Below are 24,251 nucleotides of genomic sequence, written 5' to 3'. Positions count from 1 at the left end.
TTATGAAAATCAAAACAGCAGCCATCAGCCTGCCCCTGTTTTTCCCTGCGATGGCGCATTCGCAAACCCAGGCCACCGCTCAGCAGCGTACCGAAGAAGTCGCCAACGCTACGCAGTCACAAGGGCGTAATCCGATTGCGCTGGATGCCGTAGATCGCCTGCGCGCCAATATTTGGGGCTTAACCGACGAAGAAATGTTGCGCGCCAAAACCTTGCTGGAAGGCCCTCGCAAAGCATTCTCGGTGGAAAACCTCTCGCCTATTGAAGCGCTGGGCATTCACGCGACCTCGGAAGCAGAGCGCCGTAAGTATGCCGAAATGTTCGCCCGCGCCTTTCATGCCGACGTGGAGCGCTCATTGGCATGGAATCGTGCTTTCACCGAAGCGATGGCACGCCTTTACCCAAATGAGCCAGTTGTCAATTTCAGTCAAATCCCACCCGTTCCCGCCACGGTAGGTGCGGCTGACACATTGAACGTGCCGCGCACGGCCATTATCGAGACCCCCGCTCCGGGCTACACACCTCTGACTCAAAGTGTGCCAGCACAGGGCTCTGCGAAGTGATGGGTACCCCCATGCACCGCCGACAGTTTCTTGGCGCCCTCACGGCACTGACGGCCAGTGGCGTCATGACGCGCTCGTGGGCAATGGCTGCACCTGCGCAATCGGAGCTGGCGCAGCCTGAAGGCCTGGACCCGCAATGGTGGCCATATTGGTCAGATACGGCTGTGCGCATTGAGCCCAAGATCACACCCCAGGAGCAGACGACTATCCCCCACGGCTATGTTCGTCAGATGCCTCGCACACGCACCCGTCCTGGTGCGCCGATCGTGACGGCATCCTTGTTGCCACCCCGCGCTTATGACTGGGCGGGACAGCGCTGGAACATAGATCCGTGGCTGCTTTACGGCGTGGCACTGCAAGAGTCGCAAATGAAATTTGGTCGGCAGACGCTGCCCTACCCTTGGACTCTGTGCGTCAGAGGTGCTGCTAAGCGCTATGGCTCCTATGAGGCCACCCTCAAGGCCTTGCGCAAGTATGTGGATGTCAGAGGTATCCGCAATGTGGATTGCGGTGCGATGCAGGTGAACTGGGGCTACCACAACGACAAGCTCCAAAGCTTTGAACGTGCTCTGGATCCCTACCCCAATCTCGATGTAGGTGCACAAATTCTGCGTGAACACTTTGACCGCAACAGTTCCTGGCGTTTGGCGGTCGCTCTCTATCACACGGGCTCCAGAAATACGCAAGAACGAATCAGCCGCGGAAATCGCTATAGCCGTGGCGTTTTCAACAAATTAGCCAACCTGGGCTTAGATGCGTCGGAACTGGCCACTTCAACCGGTTGGAGGCGATATGCACCGTAATCTCGCCGTCGCCTTCTTTGCAGCGACCACACTGATCTCCAGCTCGGTCAACGCTCAGACTGCACCGGTCGTCCTGGACGATTCGGTTCCGGCTGTTTCCTATTATTCGGCCTTAATTTCAGGTGCAGACCAACCTGGTGTTGGTGCCGGCATCCAGTTTCCGCTGACGTCGAACTTGCTACAACCTGGCGTGCTTAAGCCATCGGCTGTTCCAGTATTTAACCCAAAATGGATGACCCAAACATTAGCTATTGTGGGTGACGACAAAGGCTCAGAAGAATGGCTCAAGCTCCATTTGGAACGCCTGCTTTCTCTGCAGGCCACTGTCATTGTGGTATCCGCAGCCAGTGAAAAACGCTTTAAAGACATCCAGCGACAAGCCAACGCATTGCCAATCGTCCCTGATCCCGGCCACTGGTTACAGAGCCGTCTTGCCGCAGCGCATGTGACTGTCTATCCCGTGCTGATTGGCTTGGACGGTCAAGCGCGACAGATCATCTTCTCAGAAGGTTTTGAACGAGGTGAAGCGCATGAAAAATAACGCCGTCTTGGAAGCGTTACTGCGTCCACCTGTCGAAATTTGGAGTGCGGCAACGGCCTGGTCCGTCACGGCCACGGCTGCCCTGGCGCCTTGGGCGCTGATGATGCCCCCTTCTTTGGGCTACGTTGCAGCAGCAGGATCGGGCTACTTTGGCGGGGTCCGCTTTAAGCAGGCGATGCGGATCAAGCGTTATCACCATCACCTGAAATACTACAAAGTCACGAAAATTGCTCCCGCCAAAATTCCCGTGGCACCGGGCGAGTTTTACCTGGGCGAAGGGTTCGAGTGGTCGCAAGCGCACACACAACGTAAACGTGAGGCCTTGCAACCGCAGGCCAAGCGTTTTGTGCGTCCATCGGGCAAAGAGCTGGCTCTACGCAGCCTAGGTTCAAAAGCCATCGAACAAGCGCAAGGCAAAGGCCCCGTCAAACCCATTGTGCGAGCCATTGCAGGAATTGCGGGCATTGATCATTGGCTCAACCCATTGCAGCCTCATCCAGACTTAGGTGGCTCACCCATCGTGCATGGCGTGGGCAGCATGGACGAAGCCCCCGTCAAGATTCGCCAATCTTCTCGCAATGGACACATGCTGGTCATGGGCACCACGCGCGTGGGCAAGACCAGGTTGCTGGAGTTATTTGCCACCCAGGACATTCATGCTGGGCACGTCACTATCGTGATCGATCCCAAGGGGGATGCCGATCTGATGCTGCGTATGTATGCCGAATGCGCTCGTGCAGGCCGCCTGGACCAGTTCTACATGTTCCATCTTGGCTACCCCGAGATCTCAGCCAGGTACAACGGCATCGGCAACTTCTCCCGTATCACCGAAGTCGCCACTCGTGCCACCAACGCCTTGCCCAGCAGCGGAAACTCCGCCGCTTTTAAAGAGTTCTCCTGGCGTTTTACCAATATTGTGGCTCAGGCCCAAGTTGCGCTGGGTCGTGTCCCGACCTATGAAGCCTTGCTCAAAGATGTGACCGGCATTGATGGTCTGTTCATGGACTATGCCCGCATGGTGTTTGGCCAACAAGCCCGCCAAGGCCGTCTGATCGACTGGGAAGTAAGACTGGCCAGCCTTGAGCTCGCGCTGCAGGATCGCAAAACCGCGCCGCCGGTGCCAAGAGCCTTGGCCGATCGACAGCCCGAATTTGTAGCAATGTTTTTGCTCATCAAAGAGGCCAAGATCAACGATACGGTCCTCGCAGGACTGGCAGCCGCCTTTAGCTATGAGCGTAGTTTCTACGAAAAGATCATCGCGTCCTTGGGGCCATTCCTGGAGAAGTTGACCACCGGCGCAGTAGGCAAACTGATCTCACCTGACTATTACGACCAAACCGATAAGCGTCCCATCTTCGACTGGATGAGCGTCATCCGGCAGGGAGGCGTGGTCTACGTAGGCTTAGATGCCCTCTCTGATTCCGTGGTCAGCTCTGCGGTCGGTAATTCCATGCTGGCCGACTTGGTCAGCGTGGGCGGCAAACTCTACAAGACCGGACTGGACCCTCATGCCCCAGACGGAAAAATCGTGTTGCCGACCATTTGTGCTCACTTTGACGAGGTCAATGAGATTGCAGGCCCTGAATTTGTGCCCATGGTGAACAAGCTGGGGGGCTCGGGCTTTCGGATCACCGCGTACACACAGTCAGCATTTGATATTGAGGCAAAAGTCGGAGATAAGGCCAAAGCGGGCCAGATCCTGGACAACTTTAACCACCTGGTCATGCTGCGCGTGCGTAGTGTCACTACGGCCAAGCTGCTGACGGACCAGGTTCCCGAAGTCGAGGTGGTCCATCTCACGCCAATGTCAGGCGTCACAGACACCGCCGCCCAAGGCACCGGCGTCGATTTCATCAGTCGCAACGATGATATCTGGACCAAAACCAAGGTCCCTATGATTGAACCAGCCGATGTGCTGGAACTACCGCAAGGCCAAGCCTTTGCGCTACTTGAAGGCAATCGACGCTTCAAGATCCGAATCCCGTTGGCTGATGCAAGAAACGACGAATTTGTACCGCAGTCTTTGCAAAACGTCGCCGCGCAAATGAAGGCCCGCTACCGGACTTCCGAGCAATGGGCCAGTGAAACCGACTGGTTCACTGAAAACTGGCTCAATAGCCAGCCAATCGCCGATGGCACGGGCATGATCGCCACTGATCTAGCGGTGCAGAATCCTGACCCCGATGACGACACTCAAAGCAACAGCGCGATAAACACTGACACGATGGGCCTGATCACAAGGGGGCACGGATGAGTACCAACTCGACCAGCCGCCCTGTTAAGCCCACCACTCGCGGCCCCATTTTGATGACATTTGAGATGGTCATGGGTTTGCTTATGGTCTCTGTCTCAGCGTGTGTGCTGGGATTGTTCATAGAACTGGCCGGCATTCATACGATTTGGAAGGACCAAGGCACAGGCCATGCTCGCTCTATCGTGGAGCAGGACCTGAGCTATATCGAGGCTGCCCCGAAGAGCCTGATTATTCCCAATACCGTGGCCTTCTCAAACAAGATGCTCGGCTACATCTCATGGCCTTACGAGAAGTTCGGAATCTTGCAGTGGTATGCCAATAGCCATGACCCCGCCATGCAGCGTCAACAGGCCCTTCGTCGTGCACAAGAAATAAAGGCAAACGGCAACAGCCTCTCCTCCAGGCTGAAAACGATTGGCGCTGATGCCAGCCAATTTATCAGCACGGTACTCGTGCTTTCCATGTACGTCGCCATGGATGTAGCGCTTCGACTTTCGATTGCCCTTTATGCGCTGCCAGCCTTTGTTCTTGCGTGCCTAGTGGGTGCGGTCGATGGCCTGGTACGGCGTGACTTGCGCCGGTGGAGCGGCGGCCGAGAATCCTCCTTCGTTTATCACCACGCTAAGCGATACACCGCCTGGGCACTGACTGGAGGTTTCGGTCTGTATTTGACCTGGCCTTTCGGCGGCTTCAACCCCGCTTACATGGTTCTGATTTTCACCGCGTTGGTCGCTGCAACGCTCAGCACCACAGTGGCTTCCCTCAAAAAGTATATGTAGCGCCTCTCGCTCACATCACGACATTGGAGAAACGACAGAAATGAAACCACAGCAATCTGGCCCCTCAGAACGTAAGACTCATCGCGCCTGGGTAGCCGCGCTCATGCTCGTCGCGTGCGCCACCGTTCAGGCTGGAGATGCCGATAGTGAGCGCGAAAGTCTGGCGCGGATTGAAAACGAGCTGGCCGTCGTGCAGCAGATGGTGGCCGCGGCCTCTCGTGATGCTCCTCCCTCTCAACGTGTCAATTTTCGATATGAGTGGTTGATCAATGACCTGGACGTGATGCGTCGGGGAATTCAACAACACCTTAATGCCCCTATGCAGCCGCGTCCGATCGAGCCACTGCGAGGCGACTACCGCCAATGACGCAGCATCAGGAGATCTCCTTATGGGCATGAACAATGCGCAGATGGGTTCGAGCATGAGAGAGGCGTTTGCAGCGGGCTCGGGTGTTGACCCAAACGCCATGAAGATCGTGCTGACGGTCATAACGGTAGCAGCTGTGGCTCTGTTCTTTGCGTGGTTGGTAATGGCCGCTCTAGAGAACTACCGGGAGAACCAACTCAAGCAAGAAGAGGTGGTCTGGGCCTGCGTCAAATTAGTTGTGCTGTTGTCCTTAATCCTGTGGGTGTTGGTTTGACGCTCACAGGACTTCTTAACACATCAAACCTTACGGAGTTTAGCTATGACCACACTGAACGCTCTGTTGGCGGCACCCCGAGCGGGGTGGCAAAAAGCCAAGCGTTACTTCGCGCAAGCCGCTTTGATCCCTGCTGTAGCGTTACTTTCGTCACCTGCCATGGCAGCTTTGCCCACGATGCCTACACCGGGATCTGGCATTGACGGGGCTCAAGTTGCTGACGGCGATTGGCTTGGAGCGATGGGTGCTTACTGGAAACAGGGCATCACGATTCTGGCCATGATCTTTGTTGGCTACTTTTTCCTGAAAGTCGTGATGGGCGCAATCACAAAGTGGACCCAATACACACGTGGCCAGGCTGATATTGCTGACCTGAAAGAATACGTAATCACTGGCGGTGTGCTTGCCATTGCGCTTGTCGCACTGGCCACGTATGCCATCGCCACGCTCGGGTAAAGGGGAAAAGTCGATATGGCTCGCAAGCCCTCTGCCCCACACCTTGAACAGCTAGATGAGCAAGTTACCCAGGGCATCGCTACGCCGATAACCGATCGCGTGAATGTTCAACCAGCCATTCTGAACGGTATGACGGTCGATGAAGCACAAATCATCGGTCTGATCTCCGTCGTGGTGTGTCTGCTGCTGGGCTTGGTACTGCTGGCCATAACCGGCTTCTGGCAAACACTTTTGGCCATCATGCTATTTGGACCATTAGTCATTTTGTGGTTTGCCTCTAAATACCTGGCGGGACTTAAGCGCAACCGTCCTGACGGCTATTACAACCAGGCTATGCACCACTGGATGGCCTCTCGTGGGTGGGTGAAAGCCAAATTCATCCGCCACAACGGTTATTGGAGCTTGGGCCGGACCTTGCCCTTTAGCTTGTCCACTTCATTCAACCCTAAACCGTCCCGTCAGAACGTTGTTTCTACGGGCGAAACGGCCATCCCCTCTTCTTGCGCTGCTCAAGGTGTGACACCGATAGCGGATAAAGCGAGCAACAACGTATGAGTTCAAAATATTTAAACGCCCTGGCCACTGTTCAGGCGACAAATAAAAGACTGGGCGCACTTGTTTTAGTTGTCGCCGCTCTTGGGGCTGTGGGTATGTACTTTGCTGCCCGCACACCGCATCGAATCGACGTCAATTTGCACCCCAACATTCAAGGCGGGGATGTCGTCACCGTGACCGACGGCCAGTCGCCGGTCCCTGACGTCAATGTGTATGGCTTTGCCTACTACATCTGGCAGCAGGTCAACCGTTGGCAAGCCGACGGATACAAGGACTACGGCAAGCAAATCTACTACTACCAGGCCTACATCACCCCGTCTTGTCGCGCTCAGCTAGAGAACGACATGAACACACGGGATAGAGCCGGTGAGTTGCGCTCACGCACACGCATCATGACCGAGATTCCAGGGTTTGGGTTTTCACCCAGACGAGTCATTTCGCAAGGCACCAACACCTGGACAGTACTGCTCGACATGCAATTGCAAGAGACATTTCGCGGTCAACAAATCAAAGACATCTACATACGGTATCCGATGCGTGTCGTGCGATATGACGTTGACCCCGAGAAAAACCCCTGGAAGCTGGCCATTGACTGCTATGGCAACAACCGCCCTGCCCGCCTGAATCCTGACGAAGTCGCCGCAGTACAGAAGAACAACCAAAGTCCCGAGCTGCCAACTGAGTCAGAAATCGTGCCCGCCACATTGCCCGGCACGATCACCGACCCGGCAACCAACGTGACCGACCCCGCTCCGACACCTATCCAGGTGCGACCCGTCCAACCTCAAAGCGAGTGAGATTGTCATCCATGAAAGCCATTCTTAGCATTCGCAAAACAGCTCTGGCCTGCGCTCTTTTGGGGCTGGCCCAGTACGCACAGGCACAAGTGCGAGACTTGGGGCCAAACTTGGAGAGCGTACCAGCAGATCTTATTGCTCCAGCCCCTGACAGCGTCAACTCAAGTGTCAATGTGGGTTCTGCAACAAACGCAGCAGTGAATAACGCGCCCGATCTGGGAGAGATTCCCAATCTTGGCTCCTCACCCTCTAACGCTGAGTATCAAACCCCTGGCGTCAATGTGATGGGTGACCAAGCTATGGTGGTGAGCACTGTGGATGCGGCCATTCAACAGGCCAAGGATAATCAGGACGAAAGCGGCACGACCATCCGCAAACCGCCACAAAACAAACCGCATGGCGTCGAGCGAGCCGTATTTAATCGAGCTCCGGTACGTGCGCCACTGCCTGTGGGCATCGAACGCATGATTACCTTGCCTGCGCCTGCCGCCCTGCATGTGCCATCGGATATGTCCAAGATTGCCAGAATCGAAGTCATTGATCGCACGATGTACATCACGGCCCTCCAGCAGTTCACACCCGTGCGAATCATTGCTGAGCTCATTGACTCTGGGCAGCAAATTCCCTTCGATCTGGTTGCCGACAGCACAACAGCCAGTGCCCGTAGCGAACTTCAGGTTTTTGTCGTTGCTTCCTCATCGCCTGGTTCAGAGGAGATCGGAGGTGATGGTCCCGCTTCCCAAGCGGCAGCGCAAGCGACCAGCATGGCCAATGAACACACATTGAGCCAGCAAATGGCGGAATCAGCACCGACAGATATGGTCCAGCTCACCCGCTACGCCGCACGCCAGCTTTATGCCCCAAAGCGGCTTGCCACCCCGTTCTCAGGTGTGCAGCAGGTCGAAGTCACTGCTGAGCCAATTGCCAACCTAATACGTGGCGTCCATGTTGTATCCACCCCCGTTGGTCAGTGGCGTTCTGGCCAGCTCTATGTGACAGCCGTTCTCATCAAGAACCGGTCACATAACCCCTTGGAGATTCCACTTGAGCAAGTGCGCGGCCAATGGATTGCAGCCACCGCGCAGCACGGTCGAATTGGCCCAGCCGGTTCCGAGACGGACACCACCGCCATTTATCTGGTGTGCCAGCGCCGATTTGAAGCCTGCCGGTAATAAAGGAACAACAGCATGAGCAGCACGTCCAGCAACAAACTGATCCCCATCCTCGGTGGTGTCGCCGTCTTAATAGTCAGCGTGGTGATATACAGGCAATTTACGGGTTCAGGAGAATCTACCAACTCGGTATTGACCTCCATTCCTACACCTGAAAGTGCCACACTGCCTACCGCGCAAGGAGCGGACAACGACAACGCCGCCGAAACCCTACGCACCGTCACCGCCAGCAATGAACAGTTGCGGCGTGATGTGGCACGCGTGATCGAGATGAACAATCAACTCATCGCCGAGAATAAGCGCGTGGGCGGTGCTAATGCCACGGTCTCGCGTCGCATCGAACAAGAGCAACGCGACACGCTCAATCTTGACGGACCCCGTACGGACTCGATCGACCCAACCGGCGACGAGACGGGCGCCAAAAACGCAGTCAACCTCACCTTGAAGCGTGGCTCCGAAGCAGTCGATACGTTTTCACGCGCCTTTCAACTGTCACCGGCCCGCTCTGAGACCGAAGCAGCCAATCGAGCTGCTCAGACGCGAACGACTCCCCTGGTCCCACAACAATCATTTTCCCTGGGAACAGAATCGCCCACTCCGACTGTTACCTCCTCAGGGCCATACCGTGTTTTACCTCCCATGGGGTATAGCGCGGTAACGCAGTCCGAGCAGGGCCGCAATGGCAATGACGGACCAGCCATTACGCGCTATGTCCGCACCAGTGGCAATCAGGCCTATGCCAATAGCTCCATGGGCCCTGTGTCCAGGACCACCGCCACACAAACACGGTCAGCACCACAAGCCGCCAAGCCTGAACCGATTCCGTACTTTACTGTTCCCGAGAACTCGACACTGGTCGGCGCAGTATCGATGACCAGTCTCATCGGACGTGTGCCCATTGATGGCCGTGTCACTGACCCGATGCAGTTTAAAGCGATTGTCGGCCGCGACAACCTGGCAGCCAATGGCTTTGAATTACCAGCAGACATTGAGGGGATGATCGTCACCGGTGTGGCAATCGGCGATATGGCGCTGTCGTGCTCAGAAGGAAAAGTGCGCTCGGTCACCTTTGTCTTTAATGACGGCACGGTTCGCACCATCTCTGAGCGCTCCAAAGGCGGGGGGAATGCCAACGTCAATGGCGGCGGTAGCACCCAGGACCTGGGCTACATCTCTGACGTACACGGCAATCCCTGCATTCCCGGCAAATTCGTCACCAATGCCCCGGCCTATCTGGCCGACCTGGCCATGCTCAAGGGGCTGGATGTCGCCGCACAAGCTTACTCCGATGCCCAGCGCACCGTCTCCAACAATCTGGGCACGGGCAATACCACCTCTCAAATCACCGGCTCACGCAGTGGCTACGCCATGGGGCAAGCGGCCTCTGGCGCAACCAATGAGATCATCGCATGGATGACCTCCCGTTTGAAGAATAGCTTCGACGCCGTTGTAACCCCGGCTGGCAAGCAAATAGTTATTCACCTGGATAAAGAACTGCAAATTGACAAGATGCCCAACGCCCGCAAGCTGGTGTACCGCCAGCAAGGGACGCAGCAGCTTTCTCGTGGAGCACATTATGGTCTGGAATAAAACTGCCCAACGCCTGGCGCTGACTCTAATCACCACCGCCATGTTCAGCGGTTGCACCGTCATGATGGATCGCGAATCCCCACTTAATGAGGTCACTAAGGATTCGCCAACGGTGCTGGACGTCTACCGGGGTACTGATTATCGAAACGAAGCGACTCGTCAGTCGCGCATTACCCCCCAGGAGCGGATGCGTGAGCGCACTCAGGCTAGACCGATTAATCCAGGTGATGAGTTAACCCAGCGATATTGGTCAGCTGTTGATTCCATGAACCAGCGATTCGCTCGGCTGCCCAACCCTGACCTGGTAATGGTGGTGTTTCCTCACTTGGCCAAGGGCCAGTATCCGGTTCCTGGCTACGTGACCGTCTTCCCGATGTATGACCAGACACAGTATGCGCTACCTGGTGAAGTCACCCAAGATCTGCTGCAGTGGCGAGGTGACTACTTTGAGGCTAAATCCAGCGCCAAGAAAAAGGGAGGCGCAGATGATCGCTAATGTGGCCAGCTTGCTCGGATTCACGCGTCAACGTGCAGCGCAACCAGGCAGTAAGCGCGCTCCTCAAGTCACCGCAAAGGCATCGTCTCCTGGCCAGACCGTTGCAGATCGTCGACGCATGGCCCTACGGCCACCGTCGTTTACCGACATGCTGCCCTATATCAGCTATGCCCCTGATGAGCGCATTTTCGTGTTGCGTGATGGCAATACGCTCGGTGCACTGTTTGAGCTCTCTCCGATTGCGACCGAGGCCATGCCTATCGAAATTCTGAATGAACACGCCCAGAAGATTCAGGAGGCCTTGCAAGCCATGCCATCGGTCAACGGCGCACCGTGGATCGCACAGTTTTTTGTCAATGATGACCGTAACCTGGATCATCTTAATGACACCTTTACCGACTATATCCTGGAGCAACACAAGGACGATGGCCTGGGCCAGGAGATCCTGAACTCGCCGTTTACCCAGGCGGTATTGGATGAGGTGCGCTCTCACCTGTCGAATGTCTCGCAACCCAATGGCCTGTTCACCGATACGCTTGTCACCGGTCAAGTCTGGCGCGGGCAAATCCGCCGTGTTCGTTGTTGCCTGTATCGTCGATTTGGCGGCGCAGCCGATGATCCACAAACGCCGGTGCAGCAAATCGAGTCTGTGGCCAACACAATCATGGCCACGTTTTCCGAGGCCGGTGTGGCCGTTCGCCGCTGTACCGGCAAAGACCTGTATGAGTGGCTACTGCCGTTTTTTAACCGTGATCTGCCTTGGGCGCCAGGCACGCAAATGATGCGTGAATTACCCTATCCCGGCGACACCCCGTTGACCGATGACGAGGATACGCCCATTTTTGGATGGGACTTGTCAGAGCTATTGAGCATCAATGAGCCCCGTTCGAACCTGGAACAGGGATTGTTTGAGTTTGATGGCGTACCCGTCAAGGCGTTGACCCTGCAAAATATGCGCAAGCAGCCTGAGATTGGTCATTTCACGGCGGAGCTGGCCAACGGTAAAGAGCGATTTGCACGGTTTGACCGTCTGCCTCCTGGCTCGATGCTCTCGGTCTCCATCACGATTGCGCCGCAACACATCGTCGAGTCACAAATTGAGCGGATCCGGGATGCCTCACGCGCTAAGACGGCGCAGGCCATTGAAACCTACCGGGAATGCACCAACGTTTTGAATGAAATAGTTCGGGGCAACCACCTGTTTCCAATGATGGTGACCCTATACGCGACTGCCACCAGCACAGATGATCTCGATAGCAACATCAACACGATTAATGCGCTGTTGATCCCATCAGGCCTGAAGTTCATCAGCAATCAGCATGACCTGGTCCCGCTGGACACATTCATGCGTGCTCTGCCGTTTAACTATGACCCCGCCTTCGATAACCAGGTACTTCGTCGATCCCGTCTCACCTTCGCCTCCCATATTGCGCGTCTCTTACCGCTGTATGGCCGTGCCCGTGGCACACCCCACCCTGGCATGTGGTTCTGGAATCGCGGCGGGGAGCCCTTGTTTGTGGATCCGCTCAACAAACGCGATCGTAAAAAGAACGCGCATATGCTGGTGCTGGGACCGACCGGAGCCGGTAAATCGGCCACCTTGAACTACATCGCCATGATGACGATGGCCATTCATCGGCCACGGCTGGTGATTGTCGATGCCGGGAACTCCTTTGGTCTTTTGGTGGATTTTTTTAAAGACCGAGGGCTATCGACCTACAAAGTTGAACTGAACAGTAGTGCAAAAGTGTCCTTGCCACCGTTCGTTCATGCGTACCAACTACTAGATGATAGTGAAGTGATGGAGAGCTTTGTGGCGGCCGAGCAGCAGGCACGAAGCAACGCAGGCCTGCCCGATGACGAGCTGCTCAATGCCCTGCTTGGCCAAGATGATGAGCCATCGACTGACGGCGTGTCCTTTCATGAAACATTCCAGGCCAGGGAGGAGGACGAAGAGCAGGACGACGAACTGGATAAAAGGGACTTGCTGGGCGAGATGCTGATTGCCGCGATCCTGATGATCACAGGAGGTGAAGCGGACGAAGTCGCACAAATGAGTCGAGCCGACCGCTACCTGGTATCACGCGCCATCATTATGGCCGCGATCAGTTGCAAGGAACGGGGAGCCAAGCACCCGTTGACGCAAGATGTGGCCCTGCAGCTCATGCACATGAATAAAGACCAGACTATGTCACCGGCGCGGCGGGCCCGCGCCGAAGAAATGGGCCAGTCCATGATGACATTCACTCAGGCACTGCGAGGCAAATTATTCAATCGCGAGGGCCAGGACTGGCCGGATGCAGATGTCACTCTAGTTGAGATGGGTACGCTCACTCAAGACGGCTATGAAGACGCCTTGGCAGTTGCATACACAAGCCTCATCGACTCAGTACAGTCCCGTGCCGAGCTGAACCAACACTCTGGTCGCCCGATGGTGTTCCTTACGGACGAGGGCCACTTGATCACAACCAATGAGCTGCTTGGCCCCAAGATAGCCAAGGGCACCAAAATGTGGCGCAAATTCAATACCTGGTTCTGGCTTGCCACACAAAACCTGAAAGACTTCCCCGACTCCATGGAGCGCGTGCTCTCGATGTGTGAGTACTGGATGCTACTGACCATGGACAAAGCAGAGATTGAAGAAGTGGTGCGATTTCGGTCGCTCTCCAACGAGCAGCGAGCCATGATGGAATCCGCCCAAAAAGAGCCGCCGAAATACACGGAAGGGGTTCTGATTTCCGCGACCGGCCAGATGCTCTTTCGCAACGTCCCTCCTGCTCTTCCCATTGCGCTGGCCATGACCGAGGGTCATGAGAAAGCACACCGCCGTCGCCTGATGGATAAACATGGAATCAACGAAATGGGTGCGGCTCAAATGGTGGCACAAGAACTGGCCCGGAGTCGCTCATGATTAAAGCCCGCTCATTTTTCACCGCTGCTTCTCAGCTCACAACTCGCATGGCGTTGCTTTCTGCGCTATGTACCGTGGCCACACCATCGTCCGCGCAACAGCCTGGCCAAGATTTGTATGCAGGAGTCTTATCTGTAGAGGTATTTGTCAACACCGCCATGCCAGTCATATCAACCGATTGGCCCCCCTACATCCAGACTGTCTACCGTTTGGATGCGCTGAGTAATCTCGAAGCTCAAATGAACGTCGGAATGCCACAAGACGAAAATGAAGCCCGACAGTGGGTGGCGGCCAATGAGACCCGCTTACGGCAGATGATCCAGCCCATGGTTGCGAGCGCCGTCAATGGCTTGGCACGCGCACAACACTATCAGATTGACCGCTTGCCGGCGGTCGTCATCAACCAACGATATGTGGTCTTTGGCTATGTCGACGTTGATCAGGCACTGATGGCCTGGCGTGATAGCCAAAATTAAGGAGCACTCATGTCAATCACTACTTTGCGCTTTCGGCACATGCTGGCGATTAGTTTGCTGGTGCTGGCAACCGCACTGCGGCCTGTTCCAGCAACAGCTGCCACAACCACGGCGGGCGTCGTCACCAATACGGTCGCAGCATTACCCAGTTGCACATCCTATCAGGTCAAAGGCATTTGCGTCTGGCTGGTTTGCATCCCGCTCATTGGCTGCTTCATCCGGACGTCGGTTCGGGTTGCACATTACGTGCCCGATGTCGTGATCAGCACCTACAACGATCCTCTGGCTCACCCTTGGGCTGAGGTGGGTAAGCCATTGGCGACAGCTATATCCTCAGTGGGATCAGCCGTAGTCGGCGCCCCGATCGACGCATCAGCAGGAACACAGCGCGAGGGCACAGAGGTGACTACCTATAAAAGTGCGGACGCCATTGGTAACCCCGCAGGCTTGATTGCCAGCATCGCCAGCGGCTACATCCCCAGCTTTGGCAGTTCATTCCAGTTTCCGGGCTATAGCGAATTGTTGGCTTTCACTCGCACAGAACTGCCTCGTATCGCGCAGTCTTGGCGGCAAGTCCCCCAACAGCTGGGCAACGAATTCATCGAAGCAGCCCGTGCCATGGCCAATGCACCAGCAGACATCATTTCCTCCGTCTCTGCATTTCCGGCAAAACTTGGCGAGCTGAGCTCATCAATTGGAAATTTGGGCAATGTCTTTGGTGGAAGCGTTAGCACCCAAGCCATTGGCTTGTCCGGCGTCGATATGGTGGGTGCAGATCTTGGGCCAATCAGAGACATGGTGCAGATCGCTCAGCGCCTGGGTGCCTCCGGTGGGCTATCTGAGATGTTCTGCCCCGGCTCAGCGTCGGTGTTCAATCTGCATTTTCAGTCAGACATGGACGCGATGAGCTGGCGAGGCTTTTGGCCGCTAGAGATGCTCTACCCCCAATCATGGGTGCCTGGTACAGGGGAAGTAAGCACCTCGCCCCTTTCCACTACCTGGGGGCCTATATACCCACGTAACGGCGAGCTTGTGCAGTCACACCCAGTAAAGGCCTCCGCCGTGCTGGCCACGCGTGTCGGAAGCATCATCTCGCAATCGGCACAGCCCCACATTTACAAGCGTCTGCAACCCGGTAGTGGCTACAAGTACTTCCCCACCTCCAAGCCCACTACCTGGCAGATGATCTATCCGAGCGCTCAGCGGTCCTGCATGACCTTTGGTGCAGATGACTCAATGAGCCTGGCCAGCTTTGGCGATTACAAAACCGATGGTGCCGATGGCTATATGTGGAATATGTGGAACCACTATGACTGCTGCCGCATCCGTGGTGAGTTTTTATACAGCATCCCTTAAGCGAAGGACGAGAATATCTATGCAACAACCACAACGCCCGTTCACACTGCGCTTGAAACCAGCCGCCATGATGCTGGCTCTTGCGTTGACCTCCATGTGCGTGATGCCCGACGCCTACGCGCAACCCGTACGCGGCTCTTCGCTGTATTACCGAATGGGAGGCGGCTCGCCCGGCGGCTCTGCAAATTATCGCGGCCAGGTCGCTCACAACTTAGGCTTTGGAGGAAATGCTCGACTGAACTATTCATGTGGCAAGTTTGATATAGGCCTATCTTGGGCCAACATCATGAACAACCTCAACAATCTGGGCCAGACGGTGACTGGGGCGATTCAATCTGGTATCGCTGCCCTCCCCTTGTACGTCTTGCAACGGGCACAGCCAGGCCTGTATCAGATTTTCCAAAACTATTCGCAAAAAGTGGATCTCCTGCTTGGGGCCAGCCTTAAATCCTGCGAAGAGATGGAGGCCATGGTCAAAGCGGGCCAGAACCCCTATGAAGATTGGATCAAGATGGCCAAAGGCGAAGGCTGGAAGATCAAGGCCTCTGCGCAAGGCGATATTTACCAGGCGAAAATCGACATTGAGAAAAATGAAGAGGCGAACAAAGCTGGAGTGCCATGGGTCTTTGGCCAAAATGCCGGGGGTGTAGGAGGCCGACCTATTGAGCCGGTGCGAGATCTCTCTGTGGCAGGCTATAACGCTACCCTCAACAAACCAATCACAGCATCAGAGACCACGGACTACAGTAACTCACCTGCCGAGAAAAACTCTCGCCTGGTTCGTGCGTTTAAATCGCCGGCAGAACTTGCCCAATGGACAACCGAAGTCCTGGGGGATCATAAGGTCTATACCTGCGGCCAGCATCACTGCCCCGCCCCAACCACGGTCGTCACCTCCAGCGGACTGGGGCCCAAATATGAAGCCGAAGTCGATTTCGTCCAGCCTAAGCTAGAGGCAATGGCCAACCCATCGAACTCGGCCACTTATGCCGATCTCGCAGAAATCTCAGCTCCTGGCTTTGCCGTATCTCCCCAGTTGCTTGACTCATTACGGGCGATGCCGCCTGACACCCGCAGCATCGCTGTGAACCGCATTGCTCAGGAAATGGCGATGCACCGGGTGATCAATAAAGCATTGGTGGCGCGTAGCGTGTTGATGACAGGTCTGACCTTACCGGAGGTGACGGCCGCAGGAGATGCCATCCAAAACACCCAGGCCTCGGTCGATCGCTTAAGTGGCTACATTGACGACTTGATGTATGAGGCTCGGATCCGCAAGGATCTAACGTCCCAGACGGCATTGTCGATCATCAACACCCAGTCCGCCATTGACACACAATCACTGAACGTACCGGGTGGCAACCCTGTTGATCCTGCCCCAGCAGTGGGTGGACGGGTGCCTGGACTATGACACAAGTCTCTCTCACCAAAAAACGCAGCTGGCTGTGGCGAGCACTGATATGGCTCGCCATCGGTTTGGCCGGATTTCTGTTGCTCATTGGGCTGCTCGGCGCACTAGCGCAGTCGTTTATCGGACAGGAACATAAACTTCTGAGCCTTCTTGAGGGGACATCGTCAGTACGAGATATTGGAGCAATCGCGCAATGTCTGGCAGCACTACTCATTATTTGGCGCTGGCCAGCCGTCGTGCGCTGGCTCCAAGCCAGACATATTGTTCAAGGATTCGAATATGACGCCGTGCTGGCCAGCCGCCGCAAGGTGGCGGCATTTGCCACGCTGTACTTAGTTTTGATTCCGATTGGCCTTGACCGCATCTGGCGCTGGATGACAGCGCTCATTGCGGCTTAGCTGGGGAATACGCCATGCAACTAGACAGTTATCTTGAGCTCTTCACCACTTTCTACGGGTGGGCTTTTGCCAATATTTTTGGCGAGATCGTGACCGGCACCGGCTTGGTCGTCATCCCCTTTCTTGTGGTAATCCTCAATGCCTGGCGCGAAGCTGGCCAGCGGGGAATGCAAGACATCGGCGTTATGGGTGTCATCAAAAGCGTACAAACGCAGCTCATCGTCATGTTGTTTGTGATGTCGGTCTGCTTTTTCACATCGCCCATCACAAGCCTAACGTATGCGCGCTTGTCGTACGTGCCTCCTCCTTCGATTGATAACCCTAACCCTGTAGAGGCAACGCCTGGAGCCAGTGGCAGCACCTACGATACGGCACTACGCGATGCTATTGATGGAAGCATGAGCCAAGCCAGCGGGCTGAGTAACGTGCCCCTATGGTGGTACTCCATCATGTCCATCAGCTCTGGGATCAACAATGCCTTTCGCAATGGCATGAATAATTCCGGATCTGATATGCGGGTTCTGGAGGATATGGCCAAGAATGCCACAATCGAAGACCCCGCCTTGCTCGGTGATGTGCAACGCTTCTACAGCGAATGCTTTATCCCGGCACGCAGTCAGTATTTGCGCAGCGATCGCAGCAGAATCAGTGCATCAGGTGCCTCGATCTTGGCCGAATCCAATGCCGACTATGGGCCTACCGATGTGGATTGGATGGGCAGCCAGTTTTTCAGAACTGAACCTGGGTATTACGCCTCCATGCGCAGTCGTGCACCAGTAACTGGTTTTGCGATCGATTACTCCCGCGATACGGAGTACTACGACCCATCGAGCGACGTGGATCCACAAGTCACCGGCGCAGTAAACCCAGAGTTTGGACGCCCAACCTGCAAACAATGGTGGGAGGATCAACTGCGAGAAAAGCTGATCGATGGCAGCCCAGGTGTTCGAGCGTTCGCATCTAGAGCGGCGAACGTCCTCACATTTACGTCGTTCGATAAGCAAAAGGATGAAGTGGCTCGGCTAGCATCAACCGCAGCCAATCCCGTCTTTGTTGATTTTGACCAAATGATGGGGAACCCTTATGACGCTGCTACAGTCGCAGGTCGAACCATAACAGGCGCTGGGAGCACGCTCGGTGTAGGAGGCGCAGCTTTCATGGCCAGCATGGCATGGATGCCATTAGTGACCTCTTTACCCATGATTCAAGCATTGGTCCTCATGGGTATTTACGCTTTTCTTCCCTTGGCCACCTTAGTCAGCGGCTTCAATCTTCGGGTGTTGTTCTTAGGTGCTATGGCCATTCTTACCATCAAGATGTGGGCATCGATGTGGTACATCGCCACCTGGATCGACGGTCACCTCATCAACGCCATGTACCCTGGCGCTCTGGGCAATATATTTGTTCAAGAAGCCATGATGATCGGCAAAGGAGCGATTCCAGCGGGCTACAAACGAATGGTTCTAAATACGATATTGCTGTCGCTGTATGTCGGATTACCGATCATTTGGTCTTCGGTGATGGCGTGGGCTGGTTTGAGAGTAGCAGGTGGTATAGAAAGAGTGATGAGTGATGGGGGTAACACTGCTGCCAGCTCGGGACGCGTCCCGCTATTAGGGAAGATCTTTGGTGGAAAGAAGTAAAATCTAATTGCTTAATAAGGCCAAGCAGACATAACGTATTTATGGTTCTAGGAAGCCGTTACGATTCCTTAAACTCCACTTTATTTTTATCGGGCCCGACTTGGCCTGGCTAAATTATGGGTGACATAGAAAGTACACTAAACTGCAACCATACGATATGCCTATGAGACATAGGGCATTTGATCTATCTCGACATCTATGATTTGCCAGCCTCTGGGCCTCTCTTTTCAATCGCTGCAGTGGGCGCGCCAGCGCCATCCCATACGGGGTAAGGGAGCCCTTTCACCTTCCTGTCCTCGACGACGAAGGCCAAGCTATAGCGCGCGCGGGTGATAGCGACGTATAGCTTGTTTCGCGACTCCTCCGTTTTATCATTGTCGAACACCTTAGCATTCCCGGCAACGAACTTAAGATGTTTTTCTGACGGGATTACAAGTACTCGATCGAAGCCTAAGCCTTTGCAGGAACCAAACGTGTAACAGTTAAGGTTACCCGGTAAGTATCCAGCGCCGGTGGTCGACGACCAGCGCAATACTTGGGGCTGAAATGCTGCCAAGTAATCGTTCATCTGAGATTGCTTCACTATGAAGGTGCCATGGTGATGCGATATTGCGTCTGGCACTTTCTCGACGCCCGATACCGTCTTGTCATACAGCCCAGCGTGGATCATGTCGGAGAGGTCGCAGATTTCTTGGATGCACCTGCGATTCTTCGGCATCGAATGTTTTTCGAATTTCATTTTGCCGACGAAGTACTCGACCTTCTGTTGAGGCGTCTGCGGAGCCTTATGGCCGAACGTCGTGGTGTAGATTGTCTGTCGAAAGTCGCCGACACAACAGATCGAGTCGACCATGATCTTGTTGAGTGATTTGATCACGTCATAGTCCCAACCAACCAAATCCTGTACTTCATCAAAAAAAACCCTTTCATAAATCTCTTTCAGCCGCTTGGCAGGGGCATCTTTGGATAGCTTCGCAATACGGGTCGCGAGCTTTGCCAACAATCCGGAGTATGCCTTGGTCTTGCAGGGCGTCAGATAATGCAGCGGATTTATGGTGCCGTCTTCTGATTTTTCAGCTCTGCCTTCAATATAGTAAGTTGTACCTGGTATCAAATGAGGGTTATTCTCAGTGAACGAGATAGTCTTGATCCGATCTGGAAATACCACGCTCTGATAGGGACGTACCATATCTTCCAGATAAAAAGAGAACAGACCTTTGACGACGAAGTGCTCACTGCTAGCACCGTACATCTCAACAAAACGGGCACGTAACTCTGCCTGATTATTGGTCGTATAGGTGACTACAAGGACACGCCCACCAGCCTTGATGGCCTCAATTGCTTTAGTAATGATTTTGTGCGTTTTCCCTGATCCTGCACCCGCTACCCAGAGTTCGTTAGCCAAAGTCGAGCACCTCGTCCAGGAAGGCTGGATACTTGAAGTCCAGTGTGCCATCGAACAGTTTAACCGCCGAGTCGACCTTTCGAGCGCCTTTACCATTACCCTTTACGCTTTTAAACCAACTGATCAAATACTCCCTTCGATCCTCCAGAGAGACCTCTGCGTCGTAGATATTGAAGGTTGCCGTCGACAAGACCGCCTTCGCGAAAGCGTCAAGGGTTTTGATGTCAACTGCATTGGCATAAATCATCGCTGGCTCAAGCGAAAACTCGGCGTTGTTCATCGACGAGTACAGTTGGATATTAGGGAAGGCAGCGTATTCCAGACGTCCTTGCACAACGTTGCCTTCATAGTCGCCGTCATTATCCCTGAGCACATGGATCTTGGTGCCAATCTCTTTACCTACTTCGATGAACGTCTTGAACCCCACACCGCGTACCACGATGATATCTATCCCGTCCTCCTCAGGCAGTCGGTTATGTTTTCGTTGGTAGATTTTCTTAAGCACCAGTTCGTCCGACGGCCCCTCGACCAGGATAACCTTGCCCGACAATGCCACCCTCAAGGTGTCGTAGCCAGGGAGACGCTTGAGAGTCTTCACCACTTTGGGGTCTAGCATATGCAGCCTTTTGTAGCCTGACTGCACGAGACAAATCTTGTCGATACTCAACTTATTCAACACATATGAGCTGTGGGTGGTCAAGAACAACTGCTTGTCTCCCCGCTGGGTTTCAATGTAATGCACCAGCTTGTTCAGATTGGTGTGAGACAGATGGTTTTCGGGCTCTTCCATCATCACCAAATCGATGTCGTGGGATTTATTCTGAATGGCCAGTTTGATCTGCACATTGCTCTGTTCACCCTTGCCAATGAAGTGAAATGGCACATCATCGACTTCAAGCTGCAGGCCGGTCTGGAGGGAGCCCGCAGGTAAAGTACTTGCTGCAATAGTGAGCTTGCTATCAGTGATAAGGTGGTCCGCATCAAGGCTGGCATTGACAGTCCTGACCTCCCCGGAGTTGTTAAACACTTGCAGGTTTTCACGATAATTGAGGGTTAGCTTGACAAGTTCTTCCTTAGCCAACGCGGTGTTGAGGATGCTCGAAATATACTTGTTCTTCCCCATAGTGGGATGGATACGTGTGGGGTCGATATACAAGGCTTTGAACTTCTTGGCGATCGACTTTATCGGGTTCCAGCCGAAATCAAGCCATTCCACTTTATAGAATTCGATCGGAATGCTGGTGATGTTCGGCTTGGTCAGCAGGTGGCTCTCGTAAACAGCCTCCAGCGACGGGTCGAAACAGGCGCGTACCAAAACGCCCTGGGCGTCAGCCTTGAGGCTGTTGTTCGAGCCTCGATACTCAGGCACACCTTCAATGTAAGCTTCAATAATCAGGTTGGGCAAATGCTTGCAGCTCAAGTCTGAGGTAAGAAACTGAGCAACGGCATCCTGATTGAAAAGATCAGAAGAAAACTCACCGTTAAAGGGGCGTCCACGATGGTTGTAATTGAGCACAATTTCTAATGCTTCCAGGATTGTGCTTTTACCAGCATTGTTGTCGCCGACGAAAATATTCACGTCATCGTTGAAGTCTATAAGCTCGTCACGAAATTTTTTGAAGTTGATCAGCTTGATCGATTTAACGTGCACTCTAACTCCTTCTAGTCATCACTTAATAATGGAGGTTTGCCATAGTGATTGAACCGTACCTCGGGTGGAGCGTGCTGTCCATATAGCTATCAATGAAAGAAGACCATCTAGAGAAGTTTTGAATCGTAGTCACATACAATGGCTGCTGTTGCCCGATTGTAACCAAAGCTCGGAGGAGGCTAAAATCGACCCTGAGCAGTCTTTTGGAAAACGACCAAAAACAGCCTGTCGAGACGCAGCCAGGTCGATAATGTTACATTTCATGCAAGTCAATTTTTGATTAAAAGCTGCGAATATAGGTAGACCGTAAGCCATTTCAAAAAATCTACCTTACCAATTTGGAGTGCAAGCGCTAGACACGGCCTCCTTTATTCTGCATTAATTTCGTTAGGTGTAAAACAAATGGATATTAGTAGTTTTATCCCTCGTCAAGGTGTGCCATCACCGGGACACGATCCCATGCAGTATTACGGCCTACTCGGAGACTACATTGGTGGTGTGTGGGGAACACTTTTTACAGCTGTGACAGTTTTGGGGGTATTTCTGACCTTTTGGTGGTCGCGGCGCATGGACTACCGAGCAAAAACATACCAGGTTTTCGCGGAAATGATGAGAACTCACGAGGAGATTGTTCAGTCCCTTCGGATAGGAAACAAAACAGGAAGGGATACTTTTTCTTCGATTTTGAGTGAGTTTTATGTGATTTATAAACTGACAAGAGGAATCGAAGCTAGTGACCTTGCCTGGCCAATCTCGGCAAGAGTAGACATTGCCTATACGTGTATGTTTTTTGGTGCGCATCTTTCATCCGAGGCAGTTTTACAAAATTACGGCGCTGAAAAAATACAAAAACTATTTGGTGACATACATACTGAAAGACAGAGAAATAAATCAGAACGACGCCAATTTAGTGGGCATCAGTTACGGTTATCGCACTACTTCAGAAATCTTTTTTCCGCCTATGCATTTATAGAGAATTCAAAACTTTCAAATAAAGACAAACTTTCTTTGGGTAAAGTTCTGCGATCAAAACTGTCGAATTATGAGCAAGCCGTATTGGCATTAAATATCATGTCGCATTTAGGGGCTGAATGGGAAAGAACTGGATTAGTAGAAAAATACAAGCCAATTAAAAACATTCCCGCATTCTTCCTTACTTTTGATCAGCTTTTCAAAATTAAAGAACGCTTTCCCTACGTAAATTTTGAGTGGGAGAGCACTGCACACGAAACAGTCAAAATGCACCGTTTTCAAGTTCGAAATTGGTCATTGGTTTTTCTTCGGCGGCTTCCTCGGCGCCAAAAAAATCGCTAATACGGATCTCCTTCAACGGTCGCTCAGAGCGATCGCTTCTTAGACTCACCGATGACGGCGTCTGGCCGGAAACAGCCTATCATGAATTGTTGCTGTCGACCCGAAGCGGACGGTCGAACGCAGAAAGTCGAGTGGCCGACATAGCAGAGCAACCGGCAGTCAATCTAGACCAAACTTAATACTTTCCCCTCGGAGCGAAAGTGCGGGTGGTGCGCTCGTGGTCGGATATAATAAAGCCATTAAAAAGGAGCGTGAATAAAATGTCGTTCAAGGGATACGTAGAAATTGGTCAGGATGGCGTGGGCATCATTGAAACAAAAGACGATGCAAAAGGGATATTCACTGACAAAATAGAAAGCTGCCTTATTGAGATTTTTCTGTGCATGAAGGCGACGATCCTTATTCATGACTCCAAGCAATTAAAGCTTTCTCAAATTGAAAAACTAATAAAAAAGTATGGAACCATCAGGCAAGTAATATTCGTCCGCAGCCATGACTATGATGGTCGCCACGACGAAAGAATGAAGAAGCTTGTCAAAGCGGCTGGAGCCAGAAATAAAGTCTTAATAGCCCCGTTTGAGCAGTTTGCGGTTGCTTGCTCGAAACAAGGTACTGTTAAAATTCTGCCTCACGGTGTCCCTGAGGGAGTTAAGCCTCTCCCAGAGAGCGAAGAAAGGCAAGCCGTGTGCGAGGTAAATAACTGCTTTCTGAAACAGAATGCTCAAAATCTGGCGCTCGATATTCAGTATGTGAAGGGTGAGTTTTGCTCTCGGAGAGCTATGGACAAACCATTGCCTGAATTGCTGGAAATAGTGAAAGCTCAGCCGAATTTCTTCTTCATGAACTTGGCAGTGCTTGGCAACGCGCACGATCTTGGTGTATTGGCATTGCCTGAATACCTGCTTGCGCTGTATGAGCGGCATAACGTCGGACGATTTCGGTTTCGCCTCATGACACCCGAGGAAAAAAGCTTGGAAGCGGAGGAGTACAAGGCATACGTGAGTACTTTGACGTGATCGCCTAAGTAAATGAAAAAAAC

Annotated in this window: 23 protein-coding genes; 21 read left to right on the top strand and 2 right to left on the bottom strand. The window is 53.5% G+C overall.

Annotated elements, in window-relative coordinates:
• Positions 1-2: 2 nt before the first annotated feature.
• The 19 genes from AB7E06_RS05830 (at position 3) to AB7E06_RS05740 (ending at position 18,842) form a co-directional block, all read left to right on the top strand.
• A complete protein-coding gene (locus tag AB7E06_RS05830; protein ID WP_372406303.1) occupies positions 3-563 on the top strand; it encodes a hypothetical protein in 561 nt (186 codons plus the stop codon).
• A gap of 11 nt (positions 564-574) precedes the next feature.
• A complete protein-coding gene (locus tag AB7E06_RS05825) occupies positions 575-1,366 on the top strand; it encodes a transglycosylase SLT domain-containing protein (RefSeq protein ID WP_021446581.1) in 792 nt (263 codons plus the stop codon).
• Positions 1,356-1,907, top strand: a complete 552-nt coding sequence (locus AB7E06_RS05820; RefSeq protein WP_115633672.1) for a PFL_4695 family integrating conjugative element protein — start codon at positions 1,356-1,358, stop codon at positions 1,905-1,907. The genes AB7E06_RS05825 and AB7E06_RS05820 overlap by 11 nt, the downstream gene beginning before the upstream one ends.
• Entirely contained in the window at positions 1,897-4,161 is a 2,265-nt protein-coding gene (gene traD, locus AB7E06_RS05815; protein WP_254499240.1) for a type IV conjugative transfer system coupling protein TraD, read from the top strand. Before AB7E06_RS05820 ends, traD begins: the two co-directional genes overlap by 11 nt.
• The gene (locus tag AB7E06_RS05810; RefSeq protein WP_003799956.1) at positions 4,158-4,940 is read left to right on the top strand and encodes a TIGR03747 family integrating conjugative element membrane protein; all 783 of its coding nucleotides are present in this window, start codon (positions 4,158-4,160) and stop codon (positions 4,938-4,940) included. The genes traD and AB7E06_RS05810 overlap by 4 nt, the downstream gene beginning before the upstream one ends.
• Before the next feature lie 103 nt (positions 4,941-5,043).
• Positions 5,044-5,307: an RAQPRD family integrative conjugative element protein gene (locus tag AB7E06_RS05805; protein ID WP_372406306.1), complete on the top strand. Its 264-nt coding sequence runs from the start codon at positions 5,044-5,046 to the stop codon at positions 5,305-5,307.
• Between the two features lie 22 nt (positions 5,308-5,329).
• Positions 5,330-5,581 (top strand): DUF3262 family protein, encoded by a 252-nt coding sequence (locus AB7E06_RS05800; protein WP_021446579.1) that lies wholly within the window; start codon positions 5,330-5,332, stop codon positions 5,579-5,581.
• A 45-nt stretch (positions 5,582-5,626) separates the two neighbouring features.
• Positions 5,627-6,037 carry a DUF2976 domain-containing protein gene (locus AB7E06_RS05795; RefSeq protein WP_009454031.1) on the top strand — a complete coding sequence of 137 codons (411 nt, stop codon included), beginning with the start codon at positions 5,627-5,629 and terminating at the stop codon, positions 6,035-6,037.
• 15 nt (positions 6,038-6,052) lie between these two features.
• Positions 6,053-6,592 (top strand): TIGR03750 family conjugal transfer protein, encoded by a 540-nt coding sequence (locus AB7E06_RS05790; protein ID WP_009454033.1) that lies wholly within the window; start codon positions 6,053-6,055, stop codon positions 6,590-6,592.
• On the top strand, positions 6,589-7,389 hold the full coding sequence (locus AB7E06_RS05785; RefSeq protein WP_080584946.1) for a PFL_4703 family integrating conjugative element protein: 801 nt from the start codon (positions 6,589-6,591) through the stop codon (positions 7,387-7,389). The genes AB7E06_RS05790 and AB7E06_RS05785 overlap by 4 nt, the downstream gene beginning before the upstream one ends.
• Before the next feature lie 11 nt (positions 7,390-7,400).
• Complete coding sequence (locus AB7E06_RS05780) at positions 7,401-8,561, top strand: TIGR03749 family integrating conjugative element protein (protein ID WP_372406310.1); 1,161 nt, start codon at positions 7,401-7,403, stop codon at positions 8,559-8,561.
• Between the two features lie 15 nt (positions 8,562-8,576).
• Positions 8,577-10,151 carry a TIGR03752 family integrating conjugative element protein gene (locus AB7E06_RS05775; protein WP_427955644.1) on the top strand — a complete coding sequence of 525 codons (1,575 nt, stop codon included), beginning with the start codon at positions 8,577-8,579 and terminating at the stop codon, positions 10,149-10,151.
• A complete protein-coding gene (locus AB7E06_RS05770; RefSeq protein WP_045931315.1) occupies positions 10,138-10,647 on the top strand; it encodes a TIGR03751 family conjugal transfer lipoprotein in 510 nt (169 codons plus the stop codon). Before AB7E06_RS05775 ends, AB7E06_RS05770 begins: the two co-directional genes overlap by 14 nt.
• Complete coding sequence (locus tag AB7E06_RS05765; RefSeq protein ID WP_372406312.1) at positions 10,637-13,558, top strand: conjugative transfer ATPase; 2,922 nt, start codon at positions 10,637-10,639, stop codon at positions 13,556-13,558. Before AB7E06_RS05770 ends, AB7E06_RS05765 begins: the two co-directional genes overlap by 11 nt.
• On the top strand, positions 13,555-14,034 hold the full coding sequence (locus AB7E06_RS05760) for a TIGR03757 family integrating conjugative element protein (protein ID WP_372406315.1): 480 nt from the start codon (positions 13,555-13,557) through the stop codon (positions 14,032-14,034). The genes AB7E06_RS05765 and AB7E06_RS05760 overlap by 4 nt, the downstream gene beginning before the upstream one ends.
• Positions 14,035-14,043: 9 nt before the next feature.
• On the top strand, positions 14,044-15,390 hold the full coding sequence (locus AB7E06_RS05755) for a TraU family protein (protein ID WP_026482545.1): 1,347 nt from the start codon (positions 14,044-14,046) through the stop codon (positions 15,388-15,390).
• Positions 15,391-15,409: 19 nt separating this feature from the next.
• Positions 15,410-16,801 carry an integrating conjugative element protein gene (locus tag AB7E06_RS05750; RefSeq protein WP_372406318.1) on the top strand — a complete coding sequence of 464 codons (1,392 nt, stop codon included), beginning with the start codon at positions 15,410-15,412 and terminating at the stop codon, positions 16,799-16,801.
• The gene (locus tag AB7E06_RS05745) at positions 16,798-17,199 is read left to right on the top strand and encodes a hypothetical protein (protein ID WP_254001850.1); all 402 of its coding nucleotides are present in this window, start codon (positions 16,798-16,800) and stop codon (positions 17,197-17,199) included. The genes AB7E06_RS05750 and AB7E06_RS05745 overlap by 4 nt, the downstream gene beginning before the upstream one ends.
• 14 nt (positions 17,200-17,213) lie before the next feature.
• Entirely contained in the window at positions 17,214-18,842 is a 1,629-nt protein-coding gene (locus AB7E06_RS05740; protein ID WP_372406321.1) for a conjugal transfer protein TraG N-terminal domain-containing protein, read from the top strand.
• Between the two features lie 196 nt (positions 18,843-19,038).
• Here the strand turns inward: AB7E06_RS05740 and AB7E06_RS05735 are convergent, their stop codons facing one another.
• Both AB7E06_RS05735 and AB7E06_RS05730 read right to left on the bottom strand, forming a co-directional pair.
• Positions 19,039-20,247: a UvrD-helicase domain-containing protein gene (locus AB7E06_RS05735; protein ID WP_321216514.1), complete on the bottom strand. Its 1,209-nt coding sequence runs from the start codon at positions 20,245-20,247 to the stop codon at positions 19,039-19,041.
• On the bottom strand, positions 20,240-21,898 hold the full coding sequence (locus tag AB7E06_RS05730; RefSeq protein ID WP_321216513.1) for an ATP-dependent nuclease: 1,659 nt from the start codon (positions 21,896-21,898) through the stop codon (positions 20,240-20,242). The genes AB7E06_RS05735 and AB7E06_RS05730 overlap by 8 nt, the downstream gene beginning before the upstream one ends.
• A 402-nt stretch (positions 21,899-22,300) precedes the next feature.
• On the opposite strand from AB7E06_RS05730, the gene AB7E06_RS05725 reads away from it, so the two are divergent.
• Positions 22,301-23,212 (top strand): putative phage abortive infection protein, encoded by a 912-nt coding sequence (locus AB7E06_RS05725; protein ID WP_321216512.1) that lies wholly within the window; start codon positions 22,301-22,303, stop codon positions 23,210-23,212.
• 260 nt (positions 23,213-23,472) lie between these two features.
• Positions 23,473-24,228 (top strand): hypothetical protein, encoded by a 756-nt coding sequence (locus tag AB7E06_RS05720; protein WP_427955636.1) that lies wholly within the window; start codon positions 23,473-23,475, stop codon positions 24,226-24,228.
• The last annotated feature ends 23 nt before the right edge of the window (positions 24,229-24,251 follow it).

The sequence above is a fragment of the Alcaligenes sp. genome (assembly GCF_050255915.1).
Taxonomy (GTDB): Bacteria; Pseudomonadota; Gammaproteobacteria; order Burkholderiales; family Burkholderiaceae_B; genus Alcaligenes; species Alcaligenes aquatilis.
The sequence above is the reverse complement of the archived record's forward strand: the minus strand, read 5'-3'. Positions and strand labels throughout refer to the sequence as shown.

Bases quoted from the DNA above. Each gene is read 5' to 3' on its own strand.
- AB7E06_RS05820 (WP_115633672.1), top strand. From the start codon at position 1,356: ATGCACCGTAATCTCGCCGTCGCCTTCTTTGCAGCGACCACACTGATC.
- AB7E06_RS05795 (WP_009454031.1), top strand. From the start codon at position 5,627: ATGACCACACTGAACGCTCTGTTGGCGGCACCCCGAGCGGGGTGGCAA.
- AB7E06_RS05720 (WP_427955636.1), top strand. From the start codon at position 23,473: ATGTCGTTCAAGGGATACGTAGAAATTGGTCAGGATGGCGTGGGCATC.
- traD (WP_254499240.1), top strand. From the start codon at position 1,897: ATGAAAAATAACGCCGTCTTGGAAGCGTTACTGCGTCCACCTGTCGAA.
- AB7E06_RS05805 (WP_372406306.1), top strand. From the start codon at position 5,044: ATGCTCGTCGCGTGCGCCACCGTTCAGGCTGGAGATGCCGATAGTGAG.
- AB7E06_RS05790 (WP_009454033.1), top strand. From the start codon at position 6,053: ATGGCTCGCAAGCCCTCTGCCCCACACCTTGAACAGCTAGATGAGCAA.
- AB7E06_RS05830 (WP_372406303.1), top strand. From the start codon at position 3: ATGAAAATCAAAACAGCAGCCATCAGCCTGCCCCTGTTTTTCCCTGCG.
- AB7E06_RS05745 (WP_254001850.1), top strand. From the start codon at position 16,798: ATGACACAAGTCTCTCTCACCAAAAAACGCAGCTGGCTGTGGCGAGCA.
- AB7E06_RS05750 (WP_372406318.1), top strand. From the start codon at position 15,410: ATGCAACAACCACAACGCCCGTTCACACTGCGCTTGAAACCAGCCGCC.
- AB7E06_RS05825 (WP_021446581.1), top strand. From the start codon at position 575: ATGCACCGCCGACAGTTTCTTGGCGCCCTCACGGCACTGACGGCCAGT.
- AB7E06_RS05785 (WP_080584946.1), top strand. From the start codon at position 6,589: ATGAGTTCAAAATATTTAAACGCCCTGGCCACTGTTCAGGCGACAAAT.
- AB7E06_RS05775 (WP_427955644.1), top strand. From the start codon at position 8,577: ATGAGCAGCACGTCCAGCAACAAACTGATCCCCATCCTCGGTGGTGTC.
- AB7E06_RS05760 (WP_372406315.1), top strand. From the start codon at position 13,555: ATGATTAAAGCCCGCTCATTTTTCACCGCTGCTTCTCAGCTCACAACT.
- AB7E06_RS05765 (WP_372406312.1), top strand. From the start codon at position 10,637: ATGATCGCTAATGTGGCCAGCTTGCTCGGATTCACGCGTCAACGTGCA.
- AB7E06_RS05810 (WP_003799956.1), top strand. From the start codon at position 4,158: ATGAGTACCAACTCGACCAGCCGCCCTGTTAAGCCCACCACTCGCGGC.
- AB7E06_RS05770 (WP_045931315.1), top strand. From the start codon at position 10,138: ATGGTCTGGAATAAAACTGCCCAACGCCTGGCGCTGACTCTAATCACC.
- AB7E06_RS05725 (WP_321216512.1), top strand. From the start codon at position 22,301: ATGGATATTAGTAGTTTTATCCCTCGTCAAGGTGTGCCATCACCGGGA.
- AB7E06_RS05780 (WP_372406310.1), top strand. From the start codon at position 7,401: ATGAAAGCCATTCTTAGCATTCGCAAAACAGCTCTGGCCTGCGCTCTT.
- AB7E06_RS05800 (WP_021446579.1), top strand. From the start codon at position 5,330: ATGGGCATGAACAATGCGCAGATGGGTTCGAGCATGAGAGAGGCGTTT.
- AB7E06_RS05755 (WP_026482545.1), top strand. From the start codon at position 14,044: ATGTCAATCACTACTTTGCGCTTTCGGCACATGCTGGCGATTAGTTTG.
- AB7E06_RS05740 (WP_372406321.1), top strand. From the start codon at position 17,214: ATGCAACTAGACAGTTATCTTGAGCTCTTCACCACTTTCTACGGGTGG.